This is a genomic window from Paenibacillus macerans (assembly GCF_050565405.1).
Classification (GTDB): Bacteria; Bacillota; Bacilli; order Paenibacillales; family Paenibacillaceae; genus Fontibacillus; species Fontibacillus macerans_B.
In genome coordinates this window covers 1-17851 of sequence record NZ_JBNYYG010000025.1, presented here as the reverse complement: position 1 = coordinate 17851, position 17851 = coordinate 1, and the positions used below count along the sequence as shown (strand labels likewise).

The 17851-nt window shown below is 52.4% G+C and carries 16 protein-coding genes; 13 read left to right on the top strand and 3 right to left on the bottom strand.

The annotated features are described in order from the left end of the window. Positions 1–5: 5 nt before the first annotated feature. Positions 6–1145, bottom strand: a complete 1140-nt coding sequence (locus ACQ4N8_RS15795) for an MGDG synthase family glycosyltransferase (RefSeq protein ID WP_430705317.1) — start codon at positions 1143–1145, stop codon at positions 6–8. Positions 1146–1195: 50 nt separating this feature from the next. Next, the gene (locus ACQ4N8_RS15790; protein WP_430705316.1) at positions 1196–1723 is read right to left on the bottom strand and encodes a phosphatase PAP2 family protein; all 528 of its coding nucleotides are present in this window, start codon (positions 1721–1723) and stop codon (positions 1196–1198) included. Positions 1724–2386: 663 nt separating this feature from the next. Between ACQ4N8_RS15790 and ACQ4N8_RS15785 the strand changes: the two genes are divergently transcribed. From ACQ4N8_RS15785 to ACQ4N8_RS15745, 9 genes are all read left to right on the top strand, one after another. Then, on the top strand, positions 2387–3625 hold the full coding sequence (locus ACQ4N8_RS15785) for a glycosyltransferase family 2 protein (RefSeq protein ID WP_430705315.1): 1239 nt from the start codon (positions 2387–2389) through the stop codon (positions 3623–3625). A 650-nt stretch (positions 3626–4275) separates the two neighbouring features. Further along, complete coding sequence (infC, locus tag ACQ4N8_RS15780) at positions 4276–4770, top strand: translation initiation factor IF-3 (protein WP_155607533.1); 495 nt, start codon at positions 4276–4278, stop codon at positions 4768–4770. A gap of 84 nt (positions 4771–4854) precedes the next feature. Beyond that, positions 4855–5055 carry a 50S ribosomal protein L35 gene (gene rpmI / locus ACQ4N8_RS15775; protein WP_059046389.1) on the top strand — a complete coding sequence of 67 codons (201 nt, stop codon included), beginning with the start codon at positions 4855–4857 and terminating at the stop codon, positions 5053–5055. Between the two features lie 39 nt (positions 5056–5094). Then, on the top strand, positions 5095–5454 hold the full coding sequence (gene rplT, locus ACQ4N8_RS15770; protein ID WP_036624933.1) for a 50S ribosomal protein L20: 360 nt from the start codon (positions 5095–5097) through the stop codon (positions 5452–5454). Positions 5455–5930: 476 nt separating this feature from the next. Continuing rightward, positions 5931–7019: a BMP family lipoprotein gene (locus ACQ4N8_RS15765; protein ID WP_430705314.1), complete on the top strand. Its 1089-nt coding sequence runs from the start codon at positions 5931–5933 to the stop codon at positions 7017–7019. A 118-nt stretch (positions 7020–7137) separates the two neighbouring features. Further along, a complete protein-coding gene (locus tag ACQ4N8_RS15760) occupies positions 7138–8676 on the top strand; it encodes an ABC transporter ATP-binding protein (protein ID WP_430705313.1) in 1539 nt (512 codons plus the stop codon). Next, positions 8669–9742: an ABC transporter permease gene (locus tag ACQ4N8_RS15755; RefSeq protein WP_430705312.1), complete on the top strand. Its 1074-nt coding sequence runs from the start codon at positions 8669–8671 to the stop codon at positions 9740–9742. Before ACQ4N8_RS15760 ends, ACQ4N8_RS15755 begins: the two co-directional genes overlap by 8 nt. A gap of 1 nt (position 9743) precedes the next feature. After that, positions 9744–10703 (top strand): ABC transporter permease, encoded by a 960-nt coding sequence (locus ACQ4N8_RS15750; protein WP_430705311.1) that lies wholly within the window; start codon positions 9744–9746, stop codon positions 10701–10703. A gap of 286 nt (positions 10704–10989) precedes the next feature. After that, positions 10990–11289 (top strand): hypothetical protein, encoded by a 300-nt coding sequence (locus ACQ4N8_RS15745; protein ID WP_430705310.1) that lies wholly within the window; start codon positions 10990–10992, stop codon positions 11287–11289. Between the two features lie 6 nt (positions 11290–11295). Here the strand turns inward: ACQ4N8_RS15745 and ACQ4N8_RS15740 are convergent, their stop codons facing one another. Next, entirely contained in the window at positions 11296–11751 is a 456-nt protein-coding gene (locus ACQ4N8_RS15740; RefSeq protein ID WP_430705308.1) for a GNAT family N-acetyltransferase, read from the bottom strand. An 844-nt stretch (positions 11752–12595) separates the two neighbouring features. Between ACQ4N8_RS15740 and ilvB the strand changes: the two genes are divergently transcribed. The 4 genes from ilvB to ACQ4N8_RS15720 all read left to right on the top strand — a co-directional run bounded on the left by ilvB (position 12596) and on the right by ACQ4N8_RS15720 (position 17715). Further along, complete coding sequence (gene ilvB / locus ACQ4N8_RS15735; protein WP_430705307.1) at positions 12596–14341, top strand: biosynthetic-type acetolactate synthase large subunit; 1746 nt, start codon at positions 12596–12598, stop codon at positions 14339–14341. Further along, a complete protein-coding gene (ilvN, locus tag ACQ4N8_RS15730) occupies positions 14341–14823 on the top strand; it encodes an acetolactate synthase small subunit (RefSeq protein WP_430705373.1) in 483 nt (160 codons plus the stop codon). The genes ilvB and ilvN overlap by 1 nt, the downstream gene beginning before the upstream one ends. Before the next feature lie 232 nt (positions 14824–15055). After that, a complete protein-coding gene (ilvC, locus tag ACQ4N8_RS15725; protein ID WP_430705306.1) occupies positions 15056–16048 on the top strand; it encodes a ketol-acid reductoisomerase in 993 nt (330 codons plus the stop codon). 134 nt (positions 16049–16182) lie between these two features. Beyond that, positions 16183–17715 (top strand): 2-isopropylmalate synthase, encoded by a 1533-nt coding sequence (locus ACQ4N8_RS15720; protein WP_430705305.1) that lies wholly within the window; start codon positions 16183–16185, stop codon positions 17713–17715. The last annotated feature ends 136 nt before the right edge of the window (positions 17716–17851 follow it).

Below are 17851 nucleotides of genomic sequence, written 5' to 3'. Positions count from 1 at the left end.
ATCGTTCATTTTTTGATGAAATTCGTATTTCCAAGAAGATCAATGATAGCCTGGGCGCTTTGCATTGGGCGGTAGCGGGCGATATGGTTCATGACCTCTTCCCGCGAGCGGACGACTTCATCGTAACGGCGGGTTAAGCGTTTGATCCAGTCGGTAATGTCATCCAAGGAGTTAATCGGCGTCCCCCAGCCTTGCTGCGTGAAGTAGTGGGAATTCTCTTCCTCCTGACCGGGCAGCGGCTTGTGGAACAGCATCGGGATCCCTTTGGCCAGCCCTTCGGAGCAGGTCATGCCGCCCGGCTTCGTAATCAGCAGGTCCGATATTTCCATCAATTTGTCGATTTCTTTCGTGAACCCGAGCAACTGGATGTTTGGATGGATGAATCGGGGGTCCTTTTTCATTTTCTCCAACGATTTCTCGTTGTTGCCGAAGCAGAATATGACTTGGATTTGTTCCCGGTACAGGGCGAGCAGCGAGTTCACCGCCTCGTCCTTCATGAATCCCCAGCCTCCGCCCATAACCAGGACGGTAGGCATATCCTTAAGGCCGAATTGCAAAAGGATGTCTTCTTTGCGGTGACGTTCCCAGAAATTCGGATGCACCGGAATGCCGGTGATGAGGATCTTGTTCTTTTCCACGCCCCGGTCCATCAGCTTCCGCTGCACTTGATCGGTAGAAACCAGGAAGCAGTTCACTTCCCGGCTAACCCATGCCCCATGCACGTCATAATCGGTAATAACAGTGCAAAGCGGGACGTCAAGCATGCCGAGCCGCTTCAGCCGCGAGATCACGGCGCTCGGGATCGGATGGGTGCAGACGATGACGTCAGGGTGCAGCTGGCGGATGATTTGAATCGTACGCGTATAAAAAATCCGATGAAGAGCTAGCGTCGTCAATCGGTTCAAGGACTTCTTATAGTTGCTGCGGTACATCATACGGACAAGCCGAGGCTGCGAGGACACCGTTTTTTTGTAAGCGGTGATGATGAGCGGCGCCACTCTCGGATTTAAAAAGCTGCCAAGCTCCAGGACTTTCGTTTGCACGTTCGGCGCGATCTTTCGTAAACTGCTGGAGAGCGCGTAGGCCGCTTGCGTATGACCGGCTCCAAACCCCTCAGATAAAAGTAAGACTCTTTGTTTATGCACGTGGTTTCACCTTTTCCTGCAAGGTTTTCCTATTGACTACAATATCCCGTTTACGCCCATAATGCAACCGTTCCGAGCGCTACGGAAGAGCCGATCACGGCCCCCGCCAGCGTATCCGAAGGGTAATGCAAGCCCAGATAGATCCGCGAAACCGCCACAAGCAGGGCGACCGGTAACAGAAGCAGAATCATCCCCGGAACGGCCGTCATGAACGGGACGGTTACCGAGAATATGGCCGTCGTATGCCCGGAAGGGAACGAATGGTCCGTGAGCGGGTTTCGAAACGTGTTCGTGCCGGGTAAAGTCAAATAAGGGCGAACTCGCGGATAGGTTTTTTTGACCAAAACCACCGGAAGATGGCTGAGTGCCAAGGCGACGCAGGACTGAAGACCGATTTTGCTCCAAGGCTGCGGCGCGGCGATCCAAATGAGCAGGGAGGAAGCGATGGTAAACCAGGCGCCTCCCAGATGCGTAAGATGATAAAGCCAAAAATTCAGAAAACTGCGGTGTAAGCGGCCATTGATCCCCACAAAGAGCTGCCGGTCGAATTGTTGTAGCTTCCGAAATAAACGAGTCATGAGATCCCTCCGTGTGCTGGTTGCCGCTGTTACGGCCAGAAATTGCCTCCTGATCGGTCATCCGTCTTGAGTAGCATGGCATTTTCAGGTTAGACTTATCATATTTTTAATCCATGGCCTTTTCAAGAACGTTTTTTCGCATGGGCAGGCACCGCGAATTTTCGGTTTCCTGTTCGCCGTCCCTTTACAATGATTCAAATGATAGCAAATAAGTTTAAAAAAAATGGTGCAGAACTGTAAACTTTTCGCCGGGAATTTTCGTCTGTGTAAATGTAGTGTAAGTTTTGTTGGCTGTCAGTTACGAAAAAAGATGAAAAAGGAAATAAAAAATGCCTAAAATGATGAAAATAAGATGTAACCGCACCTGAAAGGCAGGATGCGGCGGTGCACTATGCGAAAATAGACCGACTTCGGTAGTATTTGAGCCATGGTGAGGGTATAGTCGTTTTGACAAATGTGGCAAAGTCATGGAAAATCGTAATGGTTTACTTTTGGTGTGAGGATCATGTGGTTAGTGATCGTATTGATTGATGGCTGTGAAACTAAAAAAGGGTCGGAAACGTAACAAAAGAAACGAAAAAGGGTCATACACAAGAAAACTCCGAAAGAAAAAGAGAAAAGAGAACACACAAAACTAAAGGGGTTAAAAGGGGGCAAGATATCATGTTGGACGTCATCTTGATCTCGCTGCAGGTCGTGCTTGCAGTGATAGGGGTGTATCAATTCGGCTTGGCTTTATTCGGCATGTACAGGAAGAAACATAAGGAGCAATTCGCTCCGAGCAAATCTTTTGCGGTGCTGGTCGCGGCGCATAACGAGGAAAAAGTGGTCGGGGCTTTGATGGAGAATTTGAAGCAGTTGAATTATCCGGAAGAGCTGTACGACGTTTTTGTTATTTGCGATAATTGCACGGACAATACGGCGAGCATCGTTCGCAGCCACGGCATGAACGCTTGCGTGCGGAGCAATCCGAATTTGCGCGGGAAAGGCTACGCGATCGAATGGATGCTGAAGCAGCTGTGGAAGATGCCTCGCCAATACGACGCCGTCGTGATGTTCGACGCGGACAACCTGGCGCATCCGGATTTTCTGCGGGAGATGAATAACGATTTGTGCTCCGGCGCCCGCGTCATTCAAGGATATATCGATACGAAGAATCCGGAGGATTCCTGGATCACCGCTTCTTACGGGATCTCTTACTGGTATTGCAACCGATTGTGGCAGTTGTCCCGCACCAATTTGAAAATGGCGAATTTTCTCGGCGGTACGGGGATGTGTTTTGAAACCGAGCTACTGAAAGAAATCGGCTGGGGCGCGACAAGCTTGGTCGAGGACCTGGAGTTCACGATGCGCTGCGTGGAACGCGGGGTGTATCCGGTCTTTAACTATGACGCGAAGCTGTTCGACGAGAAGCCGCTCACGTTCAAGGCGTCTGCGCGTCAACGCTTGCGCTGGATGCAAGGCCACTTCACCGTAGCCCGCCGTTATTTCTTCCCGCTGCTGTGGAAGAGCATCAAGGAGCGCAACATGGTCAAGCTGGACATGGCGCTTTACGGGGCCAACGTGTACGTCGTGCTGGTGACGTTCCTGTTGACGGCGTTCATCTGGGTTGACCAGTCCATGCTGAACGGGCCGCATATCAACACGCTTTACGGCTACCTGCCGATGTGGATCTCGTACGTGGCGATCGTCGCCAACGTCTTTATTTTCCTGATGGCCATGGTGCTCGAGAAGGTTACCTCCAAGAAGGTGTACGCTTATTTGTTTCTTTTTCCGATTTACTTGATCTCGTGGTGGCCGATCACGTTCTACGCCTTCTTCACGCAAAACAACAAGCAGTGGAGCCATACGCAGCATACGCGGGTGGTACGCCTAGAAGAAGTCCAAAGCAAACAAGGCTGAAGAGGAAACTCAAATGGCCATCTTTTGATCACGAAGCAATAGCTAACGAAGCGGGCTCGACGTCGAATGTTGAATTCAGCCGGGCCCTGCGTGTGCTCAACGCAAATTCATGAGCCTATTGGCCAAATAGCGGTAAAAAATGGCCTTATTCGGTCTGGGTTCCGGATTTACGGCTGAATAGAGGAATTTAATTCCTTTATTTTCGGCCGAAGGCGCCCAAAAGGCGGTTTGGCACAAAATAAGGCCATAAAATGTCTCTATTTTACCCGATAGGGGCGATTACGGCTAAATAAGGGTAAAAATGTCCTCTATTTTCGTGGGGGGCCTTCACCTTATCCCCGCCCGGCAATCCGGCGCAGTCGACTCAACATTTTTTGTAGCCGATCTTGACTTGGCGAATGAGCGTGTGATATAGTATTTGAGGTTGCAAGAAGAAATTTGGATTGCAAGCAGAGGCCCCGGCTTCTCACCTGACCGACGTATCGTGTTGGCTGGTTTTGATCCGTTGATTTGTGAATGGTATGTTCATGAAGAATTGACGATCAATTTGGGATGCGGGTGAAGACCTGCATCCCTTTTATGTGCGCGAGTATGGGTCATAGTCATTACTTAAGACCATTTGGAGGTGGAGAATTATCAGTAAGGAACATTTGATCAATGATGAGATTCGTGCGAAAGAGGTCCGTTTGGTGGGCGCCGAAGGCGAGCAAATCGGCATTACGCCGCTGCGTGAAGCACTGCAAATGGCGATCGACCTGAACCTGGATCTGGTGAACGTTGCGCCGACTGCCAAGCCGCCGGTTTGCCGGATTATGGACTATGGCAAGTTCCGCTACGAACAGCAGAAGAAAGAGAAGGAAGCCCGCAAGAATCAGAAGATTGTGGACATCAAGGAAGTATGGTTCCGTGCGAACATCGAGGAACACGACTACCAGACGAAGCTTCGCAATGTGATCAAATTTTTGAAAGAGGGCGACAAGGTAAAATGCTCGGTCCGCTTCCGCGGACGGGAAATTACCCATGCCGACATCGGGAAGAAAATTCTCGACCGCGTCAAAGAAGAGGTCGCGGAAATCTCTACCATCGAACGCCTTCCGAAGCTGGAAGGACGCAGCATGATCATGATTTTGGCACCGAAAAACTAAGCGTTTGCTTCTATATATGATCGTTCCGCTTGCGGGATGCCTCTGAATGGAAGCAGCGCTCATAAACTTTGAGGGGGAAGTACAATGCCTAAAATGAAAACCCACAGCAGCCTGAAAGGCCGCTTCAAAATTACCGGATCCGGTAAAGTAAGACGTTACAAAGCGAACCGTAATCACTTGCTGTCCCATAAGTCGAAACGGGCAAAACGTGTTTTGGCCAACAGCCCTGTTGCTTACGCAGGTGACGTTAGCCGCATGAAGCAGCAACTGGCAAACTTGAAGTAAGAGGAACACTTAAACACAACTTTTTGGGAGGTTTTTTAAATGGCAAGAGTAAAAGGCGGATTCGTCGTTCGTCGTCGTCATAAAAAAGTATTGAAACTGGCTAAAGGTTATTTTGGTTCGAAGCACCGCATTTTCAAAACCGCTAACGAGCAAGTGATGAAATCCTTGCTTTACGCATACCGCGATCGTCGCACGAAAAAACGCGACTTCCGCAAATTGTGGATCGTGCGTATTAACGCAGCGGCTCGCATGAACGGTTTGTCCTACAGCAAATTGATGCATGGCCTGAAATTGGCTGAAGTGAACATCAACCGCAAAATGCTGGCTGACCTCGCGGTCAACGATCTTAATGCATTTAATTCCTTGGCTGCCGTAGCCAAAGAAAAAATCAACGCTTAATTTGATTGGATCAAGCGCTGTCTCCGGTTAAGACGACCGGGGCGGCGCTTTTTTTGGGGAAGGTCTGGCACATCGTGGAAAAAAACGCCCGAAGCGCAGACCGGCAAAGCTCGCCCGACGTCGGGCCACACGACAAAATTTCGCGGGCAGGCATGGATCTTTAGAAAATGAGGAAGGATATAGATAAGGCCGGACCTATGCTTAACCTTTTCGCCATACCCGTGAAAAACGTTAATGTTTCCAAGTGTCCTTTGGAGGAATGTTCGGAAATCAGAGGCAACTCAGGCGTTACTTCACATGAAACGAACATTGGATGGCAAATTTGTCGAAAGTAAGCGTTTTATTTTGAATAAACACGAAAATTATTTAACCTAAGGTTATTAAAAGTATGGATTTTAGCCTATTTTGCAGGTATAATCGGTCTGTGTGGAAAATCTTAGACAGGCGCACAAAATTCTAAGGGGGATTAAACTGTAATGAACAAAGCCTTCAAACTATCTTTACTCCTGGTGCTCGCATTTACATTGATTTTGGCGGGATGCGGCAACAACAATGCAGCGAACAACGGCGGAACAGCCAATACCGGTAACGCCGGCAATACTGCCGACAATACGCAAGCGGGCAACGGCGGCGACACGGCAACCGATGCATCGAAGTTTAAAATCGGTCTCGTAACCGACGTAGGCGGCGTCAACGACAAATCCTTCAACCAATCCGCATGGGAAGCGCTCGAAGCTTTGAACAAAGAACAGGGCATTCAGCACAAGTACCTGCAGTCCAGCAGCAGCTCGGACTACGTTCCGAACCTGAACCAATTCGTGCAGGACGGCTACGATTTGACTTGGTCGATCGGTTTTGACCTCGGCGATGCGACGAAACAAGTGGCCGACGCGAACCCGAACGCGAAGCTCGCGATTATCGACAACGTCGTCGATGCTCCAAACGTAGAATCCGTTACGTTTGCCGAAAACGAAGGTTCCTTCCTGGTCGGCGTAGTAGCGGGCCTGACGACCAAAACGAACAAAGTCGGCTTCATCGGCGGTGCCGAAAGCCCGGTTATCAAACGTTTTGAAGTTGGTTTCCAAGCCGGTGTGGCAGCGGTTAACCCGGATGCGAAAGTAACGATTACTTATGCAGGCGCTTATGACAAACCGGATATCGGCAAGTCTTTGGCAACTCAATTATATAATGATGGCGCGGACATTATTTTCCCGGCTGCAGGTCAAACCGGCAACGGCGTATTCAACGAAGCGGCTGCCCGCAATCAAGCAGGCGGCGCAAACAAATTGTGGGTTATCGGCGTCGACAAAGACCAATCGATCGAATTCGGCGACGAAGTTACGTTGACCTCGATGATGAAGCGCGTCGACGTTGCGGTTAAGAACGTAACGCAACAAGTGATCGACGGTACGTTTAAAGGCGGTCAAGTTACCAACCTGACGCTGAAAGAAGACGGCGTTGGTTTGCCGGAAGAAAATCCGAACCTGAGCCAGGAAATTCTGGACAAAGTCGAAGAGTACAAACAAAAAATCGTCAGCGGAGAAGTTACGGTTCCTGCTGAGTAATACCAACGCGGACGCGACGTCTGTACCGAAAGTGGAATAGAGTTTTTCAAGCAGGCAAGGCCAGTGGATTAACTGGCCTTGTTGCTTGCGTTAATCCCATAATGGTGAGGGTGGTTTCATGAGCGCTGCGGCTCCCGTAGTTGAGTTGAAGCAAATCACAAAACGTTTTCCCGGTGTTGTCGCGAACGACTCCATCAGCCTAAACCTGCGCAAGGGCGAGATTCATGCTCTTCTCGGGGAGAACGGTGCGGGTAAATCGACGTTGATGAATATTTTGTTTGGTCTTTATCAACCGGATGAAGGTTCGATTGAGATGAATGGCAGTCCGGTGACGATCGACAATCCCAATAAAGCGATCAAACTGGGCATTGGCATGGTTCACCAACATTTCAAGCTCGTACAGCCTTTTACGGTCACCGAGAATATTATTCTTGGCATGGAACCGAAAAAGGGACTTAATATCGACTATAAATCGGCGTCCGCCCAAGTGGCGAAACTGTCAGAGCAATACGGTCTCCAGGTCGACCCGAATGCCAAAATCCAAGATATTTCCGTCGGGATGCAGCAACGGGTGGAAATTATGAAGATCCTGTTCCGCGGCGCGGATATTCTTATATTTGACGAACCTACCGCCGTGCTTACGCCTCAGGAAATCGAAGAATTGATGGCGATCATGAGACGGCTCGTGGCGGAAGGCAAGTCCATTATTCTAATTACCCATAAACTGAAGGAAATCATGGAAATTTCCGACCGCGTGACGATTATCCGGCGCGGCAAAGTGATCGATACCGTGGATACGGACAAGACCAATCCGCAGGAACTGGCCGAAAAAATGGTCGGTCGCGGCGTATCCTTCAAGGTGGACAAAAAAGATCCGCAAATCGGACAACCCGTGCTTCGGCTCAGCCAAGTGAAAGTCAAGGACAAGCATGGAATACATGCTCTGAACGGGCTGAACCTGGAAGTAAAGGCCGGCGAAATCGTCGGCATCGCCGGGGTCGACGGCAACGGCCAAAGCGAATTGATCGAAGCGATTACCGGACTGCGGAAAATCGACTCCGGCTCGATCCAGTTGTCCGGCAAGGATATTGCGAATTTGCCTGCGCGGAAGATCATCGAAAGCGGGGTGTCCCATATCCCCGAGGACCGTCACAAACACGGTCTGGTACTCGACTTCTCCGTCAGCGAAAACATGGTACTGGAGACGTATTACCAAGCGCCCTACAGCAAGGGAGGCTTGCTGAATCACCGGGCGATCGACGAGCATGCCAAGCAATTGGTCGAGGCGTTCGATGTCCGTACGCCAAGCGTGGAAACGAAGGCTCGATCATTGTCGGGGGGCAACCAGCAAAAGGCGATTATTGCTCGGGAAATAGACAAAAACCCCGATCTGTTGATCGCGGCCCAGCCGACGCGGGGGTTGGACGTCGGGGCGATCGAGTTCGTCCATAAGCAGTTGATCGAGCAGCGCGACCAAGGGAAAGCCGTGCTGCTAATCTCCTTCGAGCTGGACGAAATCATGAACGTGTCCGACCGGATTGCCGTCATTTACGAGGGACGGATCGTCGGCGAAGTGCTTCCGCAGGAAACCAACGATCAGGAGCTTGGCCTAATGATGGCGGGAAGCTTGGAGCGGGGAGGTCAAAGCGTTGGATAAATTGCGCAAAATATTTACGATGGACAGCTTGATACTTCCGCTCGTCGCAATTCTGCTCGGCTTAATCGTCGGAGCGGTGGTCATGCTGTTTGGCGGATATAATCCTTTTGTAGCCTACGGAGCGTTGATTCAACGGGTTGTGGGCAATCCGTACGACTTCGGCGAAACGATTCGCCAAATCACGCCGCTCATTCTTACGGGGTTGGCGGTTGCGTTTGCGTTCCGTTCCGGGATGTTTAACATCGGCGCGGACGGACAGGTCCTGATCGGTATGACGGCCGCGACGGCGGTATCCTTGTCCTTTTCGGGATTGCCGTCCGCCATCCTGGTTCCCTTGGCGGTGATTGCCGGCGGGATCGGCGGAGGCCTGTGGGCGGCGATCGCGGGTTACCTGAAGGCGAAACGGGGCATCAACGAAGTCATAACGACGATTATGCTAAACTGGACGGCGCTCTATTTATCGAACTACGTCATCCGCAATTTTTTCTTGCTGAAAGGGCAAAACCGTTCGGAGAATATCGAAGCTTCGGCGGCCATGACGTTTTTGAACGACGTGTTTAATAATGCGCGGATTCACTGGGGGACGGTTATTGCCCTCCTGGCAGCGGCGTTTTTCTTTATTTACTTGTGGAAAACGAAACAGGGTTATGAAATGCGTTCGGTCGGTTTGAATCCGAATGCGGCCGAATATGCCGGGATGAACGTGGGCCGAAACGTCGTCAAAGCGATGTTCATCAGCGGCGTGTTTGCCGGCTTGGCCGGTACCTTCGAGGTGCTGGGCGTGTTCCATTACCAATCCGTGTTTGCCGCGTCCCCCGGATACGGCTTTGACGGCATCGCCGTGGCTCTGTTGGGCATGAACCATCCGTTTGGCGTCGTTCTCGGGGCAATCCTCTACGGCGTGTTGACGTACGGCTCGGCCGGGATGAGCTTTAGCGCCGGGGTTCCTCCGGAGCTGATCAAGATCGTGATCGGTTCGATCATATTCTTCATTGCCGCTCAGGGCATCGTAAGACTCGTGCTGAAGCCTTTCTACCTGAAGCGCAAGAAAGAGAAGGTGATGTAAGATGGATGTACTTACACTGCTTGGTCAATTGCTCAATTCCACCCTTGTCTTCTCGACGGCGCTGATTTTCACGGCGCTTGGCGGAATTTTCTCGGAGCGTTCCGGCGTGGTCAACATCGGTCTCGAAGGGTTGATGATCTTCGGCGCTTTTGCCGCCGGGGTAGGGACCTATTACGCCCAAGAGGCGGGCATGGGAGGCCTCGCTCCTTGGATCGGCGTGCTGGCGGCCATTATCGTGGGGGCGCTGGGGGCGCTCATCCATGCGATTGCGACCATTACGTTCAAGGCGGATCAGACGATCAGCGGTATCGTGATCAACTTCCTGGCGGCCGGCTTAACCGTATATATCGTTAAGCTGCTGTTCGAGGGAGCTGCCGAAACGCCGTTGGTAAAAGTATTTCATAAAGTCCCGATTCCGGTTCTGCGCGACATTCCGGTCATCGGCGAGGGTTTCTTCAACTCGTATCCGACCACATATTTGGCGTTGATTCTCGTTGGCGTCATCTACTACGTGCTCTTTAAAACGCCGTTTGGCTTGCGTTTGCGTTCCGTCGGCGAACATCCGAGCGCGGCCGACACCCTGGGGGTTAACGTGACGAAGATGCGCTACATCGGGGTGCTGCTCAGCGGCGCGCTCGGCGGCATCGGCGGCGCGACCATTACGCTGACGACAACCAGTACGTTTGCCCATAACACCATCTCCGGTCAGGGTTTTATCGCCATCGCGGCGATGATCTTCGGTAAATGGAATCCGCTCGGCGCATTCGGGGCCGCGGTCTTCTTCGGCTTCTCGCAGGCGATTCGTAACTACGTGCAGTTGTTCGAGTGGTCGAGAAGTATACCGCAGGAGTTTATTTTCATGATTCCGTACGTCCTGACGATCATTGTGCTCGTCGGCGCGGTGGGCCGTTCTTCGGCGCCGGCTGCGCTAGGCACGCCATATGATCCGGGGAAACGGTAATCGGTCAAATACGAAAGGATGCTGCAAATCACGCAGCATCCTTTTTTTTTACGTTATGGCATACTGCTTTTGGAACTGGCGGGAGCAGAGAATCGGAGTGGGGAAGTGTATCAATCGCTGCCCGCTATGGTTGGAATAAGCCCGTTTTTTGCCGGGGAAGGCGATGGCGCAAGCGGGGGCGGACGTGCGCGAATATGTTAGGTTGAACACAAAATAGCCGATTTAAACGGTTCGGCCAGAGCAGTTTCCACGGCTATACGATCTAACCTGACAGGAGGAGTAAGTGATGGGCAGAACGGTTACGAGAAAAGAAGCCGAGAAATGGCTGGGCAAGTCGATCGTGGCGTATAAAAAAGACGGTACCGTAGTGACGGGCAAGCTGGTCAAAATCAGCGGCAACCGCTTGATCGTTCGGCAAGGATCCGGGAAAAAAGTCAAAACGAAAGCGATCATTCCGCTCGTTTTGTTCGATCTTTTGGCCATCGGGACGGCTCCGTACGCCTTTGGCGGCGGCGTACCGTACGGCGGTGTTCCGTATGGCGGCGGACCCTACGGCGGCGGTTATCCATACCCGTATTTCTGGTAAACCGGCTTAGCTGCGGCTTGGCAGCTTTTTTTCCAGCTCATAGCATTGAGACAACTGGACGTATCGCAGTGTCCGGTATCCCAATTTGCGGTAGAACAGGTGGGCTCGGGTATTATCCCGGTCCACCATTACTTTTGCGCGTTTGCACCCGCGCGAAGCAGCGAAATTTTCCGCCTGGGCCATGAGCGTTTTGCCGTGGCGTTGGCGCTGATGCGCCGCCGCGACCGCCATCATGTCGATATATAACAAATCGCCGTGGACGAGGAAATGGATAAACGCTATCGGATCGGCTTCGTAATATGGCGAAGCGACCAAAGAAATGCCTCGTGACAGCCTTTGCGGCAGCTCCTTGAAGACGGTTTCGATTTCGTGGGGAGGCATATGGGAGAAAGGGACGAGCTCTTTGCGGATCAAGTCGTAAATGACGGGATCGTCCTGTTTAGGCCTTCTATATCGGATCATACGCTTTTTCTCCTCCTTGCTGTGCATAAATTTGGGCACTATCTTTTATCATATGAGTGTAGGGGGGAGAAGCGTTCCGTTCGAAAACTTTAATTCATTAGGGTATTGACTCGATGTGGAAAGTAATCATATAATGTTCCTAAACATTTTAAGACCATATCATGTATCGGCGATGATGAGGACGAAGGTTTAAGGGCTCTTTGCTCAGAGAGTGGATGGATATGCTGAGACCACCACCAAAATCCCTTGAATGCGAGCTCACCTCGGAGCTGTTTTCCTGAAAAGCTGCAAGCCATTCCGCGGTGGTGCTTGCGACAAGGCCTATTAGGGAGAATCGTCAGGTCCGCGTTACGGACCACGGGTAGGGCGGTTTCACGCCTATACTCGTCAAGGCTTGGCACTGCGAAGTGCCGGGTAAAAATGGGTGGTACCACGGAGGATCAAACCTTTCGTCCCTCAGAGCAGGAAACTGTTCTGGCGGGCGGAAGGTTTTTTTATTTTCAATGTGCTTTTATCGAGGGTTTGAAGAACATTACAATCAAAGTTCAAAAAGTTAGGTTTTGAGCACCGAGAAGGTTGGATGAAGCTAGGGCTGAGTAGCGGAGCGTAGCTGGAGGCTACGTGAGCAGCGGAAGGCCGGGCTGAATTCAAGAATCGATGTCGAATTTACTTCATGAGTTGCTTCGTGATAAGAAAACCTTGATCGATGTATCTGTACAGAAGCCAGACCGCCTTTTAGCGGTAGTTTTTCTTGCGATATAAGGAAGCTGGTGCCGAAAGGTTATACTTTCTTATATCTTCTAAAGATGACTTTTTGAACAACTTATGAAAAGGAGGATGACTGATGAGCGCGCAAATTCCAGAAGTGCGGTCTACAGAACAATTACGTGAGAAATGGATGAAACCGGAAGTCATTACGGGTTCGGATATATTGCTTCGCAGTTTGCTTTTGGAAGGTGTCGAGTGTGTCTTCGGTTATCCGGGCGGCGCGGTGTTGTACATTTACGACGCGTTGTACGGCTTCACCGATTTCCATCACCTGCTGACCAGACATGAGCAGGGCGCCATCCATGCGGCGGACGGTTACGCCAGAGCCACCGGCAAAGTCGGCGTGTGCATCGCCACCTCCGGTCCGGGAGCAACTAACACGGTAACGGGCATCGCTACCGCGTTTATGGACTCCGTTCCGCTCGTGGTGATCACCGGGAACGTCGTCTCCAGCCTGATCGGCACCGATGCTTTTCAGGAAGCGGATATTACCGGGATCACGATGCCGATTACCAAACACAGCTATCTCGTCAGACACGTAGAAGATCTGCCGCGGGTTATCCATGAGGCATTCCACATTGCGAACACCGGACGCAAGGGTCCGGTCTTGATTGACATTCCGAAAGACGTTTCGGCGAACAAAGCGCTGTTCGAACCGGTCCAAACAATCAATCTGCGCGGGTATAACCCGACGGTCGTTCCGAATCGGCTGCAGCTCGACAAGCTGGCGGCGGCGATCAAGGAAGCCGAGCGCCCGGTCATTCTGGCCGGCGGCGGGGTCGTGTACTCCGGCGGACATGAACAGCTGTTCGAATTCGTGAACAAGACGGAAATTCCGATTACGACGACCTTGCTGGGACTGGGCGCTTTCCCGAGCGGCCATGAGCTATGGATGGGCATGCCGGGCATGCACGGAACGTATACGGCCAACCAATCGATCCAGCAGGCCGACCTGCTGATCAACATCGGGGCGCGGTTCGACGACCGGGTAACCGGCAAGCTGGACGGTTTTGCGCCGAAGGCCAAAATCGTACACATCGATATCGATCCAGCCGAAATCGGCAAAAACGTGCATGCCGACATCCCGATCGTCGGCGACGTAAAAACCGTGCTGGAAATGCTGAATCCGCTGGTGGCCCGCGCGGACAAAGCGGATGCCTGGAGAGAACAGATCCGGCAATCCAAGAACGATAAACCGCTTAGATACAAAGATTCCGATACCGTGCTGAAACCGCAATGGGTGATCGAACTGCTGAACGACACCACGAACGGCGAGGCGATCGTAACGACGGACGTGGGCCAGCATCAAATGTGGACGGCGCAATACTACAAGTTCAACCAGCCGAGATCGTGGATCACCTCCGGTGGCCTCGGTACGATGGGCTTCGGGTTCCCGTCGGCGATCGGCGCGCAAATGGCGTTCCCGGAACGGCTGGTCATTTCGATCAACGGCGACGGCGGCATGCAGATGTGCGCCCAGGAGCTGGCGATCTGCGCGATCAATAATATTCCGGTCAAGGTTGTCGTCATTAACAACCAGGTACTGGGCATGGTCCGCCAATGGCAGGAATTGATTTACGATAACCGTTACAGCCATATCAATCTCGAAGGCAGCCCGGATTTCGTCAAGCTGGCCGAAGCGTACGGCGTGAAAGGCCTGCGGGCCGCGAATAAGGAAGAAGCCAGACGCGCATGGCAAGAAGCGCTTGACACGCCGGGACCGGTTCTGGTGGAATTCGTGGTCAGCAAAGAGGAAAACGTATATCCGATGGTTACCCAGGGTTCTACCATTGATCAAATGTTGATGGGGGACAGTGAATGATGATGAACCATGCCATTTCCGTATTAGTGAACGACCAGCCAGGCGTCCTGCAGCGCGTTGCCGGCCTATTCGGCCGGCGCGGCTTTAATATCGAGAGCATTACCGTGGGTCAATCCGAGGAGGAAGGACTCTCCCGGATGGTCATTGTGACCCAAGGCGACGATAAAACGCTGGAACAAATCGAAAAGCAGCTGTATAAGCTGATCGATGTCATCAAAGTGGTCAACTTGAGCTCCAGACCGATGGTCGCTCGCGAACTCGCTTTGATCAAGGTTAAATCCGAACCGGGCGAACGTCCCGAAATCATGGGCGTCGTCGAAACGTTCCGCGCCGCTGTGGTCGATATCGGGCCAAACAGCATGATCGTACAAGTAGTGGGCGACACCGAGAAGATCGACGCGATGATCGAATTGCTTCATCCGTACGGGATTCGCGAGTTATCTCGCACCGGCGTTACCGCCATGATTCGGGGAAACGCTTAGAAATCCGTTGACTCGCAGGCACATTATTATTAGTTGTTGGCCGTGACTATGCGGCTTTTGCCCTCCGCCCGACGATGCGCGGGTGTTTGAGGGGACCGCCTAAGCCAGAGAGCTGCTTTACTGCTTCAAGGCGTCGGTCCGTTGAAACACCCGCTCATCAGGCGGAGGGAACCATAATAAAAAATCAAGGGCACAGCTTGACTGTCCCGCAAATTTTAGGAGGGCACAAGAAATGGCAGTTACTTTGTACTATGAACAAGATGCAGAACTTAGCGTATTGAAAGGGAAAATAATCGCAATTATCGGTTACGGCAGCCAAGGACATGCCCATGCGCAAAACTTGCGTGAAAGCGGACTGAATGTGGTCATCGGCCTGCGCGAAGGCAAATCCTTCAACAAAGCGAAAGAGGATGGCTTTGAGGTATTGTCCGTAGCGGAAGCGACCAAACGCGCAGACGTCGTGCAAATCCTGATGCCGGACGAAACGCAAGCTGCGGTTTATCATAGCGAAATTGCCCCTAACTTGAAAAAAGGCGCTGCTTTGTTGTTCGCCCACGGCTTTAACGTGCATTTCGGACAAATCGTTCCGTCTCCGGACAACGACGTATTGCTTGTCGCTCCTAAATCGCCGGGGCACATGGTTCGCCGGACTTACGTGGAAGGCTTCGGGGTTCCCGGCCTGATCGCGATCCATCAAGACGCTACGGGCAAAGCGAAAGAAATCGGACTCGCTTATGCGAAAGGGATCGGCTGTACGCGTGCCGGGGTTATCGAAACTTCGTTCCGCGAAGAAACCGAAACCGACCTGTTCGGCGAACAAGCCGTACTGTGCGGCGGCGTGACGGCTTTGATCAAAGCCGGTTTCGAAACGCTGACGGAAGCAGGCTACGCGCCGGAGATGGCATATTTCGAGTGCTTGCACGAAATGAAGCTGATCGTCGACCTGATTTATGAAGGCGGCATGGCGACCATGCGCGATTCCATTTCCAATACTGCCGAATACGGCGACTATGTAACGGGACCTCGCATCGTAACGGAAGAAACGAAGAAAGCAATGAAAGCCGTGCTTTCCGATATCCAGCAAGGTAAGTTCGCGCGCGACTTTATCCTGGAAAATCAATCGAACCGCGCTTTCTTGACGGCTACCCGCCGCAATGAAGCCAACCACCCGATCGAGGTCGTGGGCAGAGAGCTTCGCGGCTTGATGCACTGGATCAAGAAATAAGCGGCATTCCGTCTAAATCGAATGACGTATCATATGTATTAACATGAAATCCAATGCGGCCGTGCTTTTGCGTGAGCCGCATTGGGGCTTTTTCGGAGTCAACTTGGATAACGAGGGAAAGGCGGTGCATAGGAATGCGTAAAATCTACATGTTCGATACGACGTTGCGGGATGGGGAGCAGTCCCCCGGGGTGAACCTAAATACCCGCGAAAAGCTGGAGATTGCCTATCAGCTGGAAAAACTCGGGGTCGACCGGATTGAAGCGGGATTCCCCGCAGCTTCGCCCGGAGATCTCGCCGCCGTCAACGCCGTGGCGCGAGCGGTGAAAAAGTCGACGGTCATCGGCTTGTCGCGTTCGCGCACCCGGGATATCGATGCGGTCCGCGAGGCGCTGCAAGGGGCGGAGGATCCTTGCATTCACTTGTTCCTGGCCACGAGCCCGATTCACCGGAAATTCAAATTGAAAATGGAAAAAGAGCAGGTGCTGGAAACGGCGCAGGCAGCGATCCGGTATGCCCGGAAGTACTTTTCCAAAATCGAGTTTTCCGCGGAGGACGCCGGCCGGACAGAACTCGACTTCCTGTGCGAAGTGACGGCGATGGCGATTCGCGAAGGCGCTTCGGTGGTAAACATCCCGGATACGGTCGGGTATTTGTATCCCGAAGAATATGGGAATATATTCCGGACGCTGAAAGAAAAGGTGCCAGGCATCGAAAAAATCCAGCTGAGCGCGCACTGCCACGACGATCTGGGTCTGGCGACGGCGAACTCGCTGGCCGCGATCCTGGGCGGCGCCGATCAAATCGAGGGCACGATCAACGGGATCGGCGAACGCGCCGGCAATACCGCGCTGGAGGAAGTGGCGCTGGCGCTGGAAACCCGGTTTGATCGCTTTGGCGCGAAAACGTCGTTGGAGCTTACGGAAATCGCCCGCACGAGCCGGCTCGTGAGCCGCTTGACCGGGATGGTTGTTCCGGGGAACAAGGCTATCGTCGGGGCGAATGCTTTTGCCCATGAATCAGGCATCCATCAGGACGGCATGCTGAAGGAGAAAACGACCTACGAGATCATGTCTCCGGAAACGATCGGCCTCAAGGAAAGCAAGCTGGTGCTGGGCAAACACTCGGGCCGCCATGCGTTCCGCGAAAAGCTGATCGATATGGGGTACACGCTGGAGGAAGAACGTTTGAACGAAGCTTTCGCCAAATTCAAGACGTTGGCCGACAAGAAAAAAGAAGTGACGGACGAGGATTTGCTGGCGATCGTCGAGGAGAAGCTGATCGACACACCGGAGGAATTCCGTCTCGAAACGATTTTCGTCTCGTACGGGAACGAGTCTACGCCGGCTGCGAAAGTACGGGTCATTACGGCGGACGGCGCCATGCTTGAGAAGGAAGCGGAAGGGAACGGCTCGGTGGACGCGATTTATAACGCGATCGATTTGGTTTCCGGCGAAGAAGTGAAGCTGGCCGATTATTCGATCAAGTCGATCAGCCACGGCAAGGATGCTCAAGGGGAAGTGCACGTCGTATTGACCCAAAACGAGTTTTCCGTTCAAGGGCGGGGCGTCAGCACGGACATTCTGGAAGCGAGCGCCCGCGCTTACGTGGATGCGCTGAATCGATTGATCGAGAAGAAGAAAATGAATTCCACGATCCAAGCTTAACGGAATGCTACGACAAAACCGCAGGGAAGCTCCCCTGCGGTTTTGTTCGTATGCGCCCGGCATGGGCGATAACTAGGCGGTGAAAGTCCGCTACAGGCTTGGCAGTAGGAACTGTTAGCTGAAGGCAAGGGTGTCG

What these genes read in the sequence shown, in the direction of transcription:
- ACQ4N8_RS15790 (WP_430705316.1), bottom strand. Translation starts at nt 1,723, where the DNA reads ATGACTCGTTTATTTCGGAAGCTACAACAATTCGACCGGCAGCTCTTT.
- ACQ4N8_RS15785 (WP_430705315.1), top strand. Translation starts at nt 2,387, where the DNA reads ATGTTGGACGTCATCTTGATCTCGCTGCAGGTCGTGCTTGCAGTGATA.
- rpmI (WP_059046389.1), top strand. Translation starts at nt 4,855, where the DNA reads ATGCCTAAAATGAAAACCCACAGCAGCCTGAAAGGCCGCTTCAAAATT.
- rplT (WP_036624933.1), top strand. Translation starts at nt 5,095, where the DNA reads ATGGCAAGAGTAAAAGGCGGATTCGTCGTTCGTCGTCGTCATAAAAAA.
- ACQ4N8_RS15765 (WP_430705314.1), top strand. Translation starts at nt 5,931, where the DNA reads ATGAACAAAGCCTTCAAACTATCTTTACTCCTGGTGCTCGCATTTACA.
- ACQ4N8_RS15760 (WP_430705313.1), top strand. Translation starts at nt 7,138, where the DNA reads ATGAGCGCTGCGGCTCCCGTAGTTGAGTTGAAGCAAATCACAAAACGT.
- ACQ4N8_RS15750 (WP_430705311.1), top strand. Translation starts at nt 9,744, where the DNA reads ATGGATGTACTTACACTGCTTGGTCAATTGCTCAATTCCACCCTTGTC.
- ACQ4N8_RS15745 (WP_430705310.1), top strand. Translation starts at nt 10,990, where the DNA reads ATGGGCAGAACGGTTACGAGAAAAGAAGCCGAGAAATGGCTGGGCAAG.
- ACQ4N8_RS15740 (WP_430705308.1), bottom strand. Translation starts at nt 11,751, where the DNA reads ATGATCCGATATAGAAGGCCTAAACAGGACGATCCCGTCATTTACGAC.
- ilvB (WP_430705307.1), top strand. Translation starts at nt 12,596, where the DNA reads ATGAGCGCGCAAATTCCAGAAGTGCGGTCTACAGAACAATTACGTGAG.
- ilvN (WP_430705373.1), top strand. Translation starts at nt 14,341, where the DNA reads ATGATGAACCATGCCATTTCCGTATTAGTGAACGACCAGCCAGGCGTC.
- ilvC (WP_430705306.1), top strand. Translation starts at nt 15,056, where the DNA reads ATGGCAGTTACTTTGTACTATGAACAAGATGCAGAACTTAGCGTATTG.
- ACQ4N8_RS15720 (WP_430705305.1), top strand. Translation starts at nt 16,183, where the DNA reads ATGCGTAAAATCTACATGTTCGATACGACGTTGCGGGATGGGGAGCAG.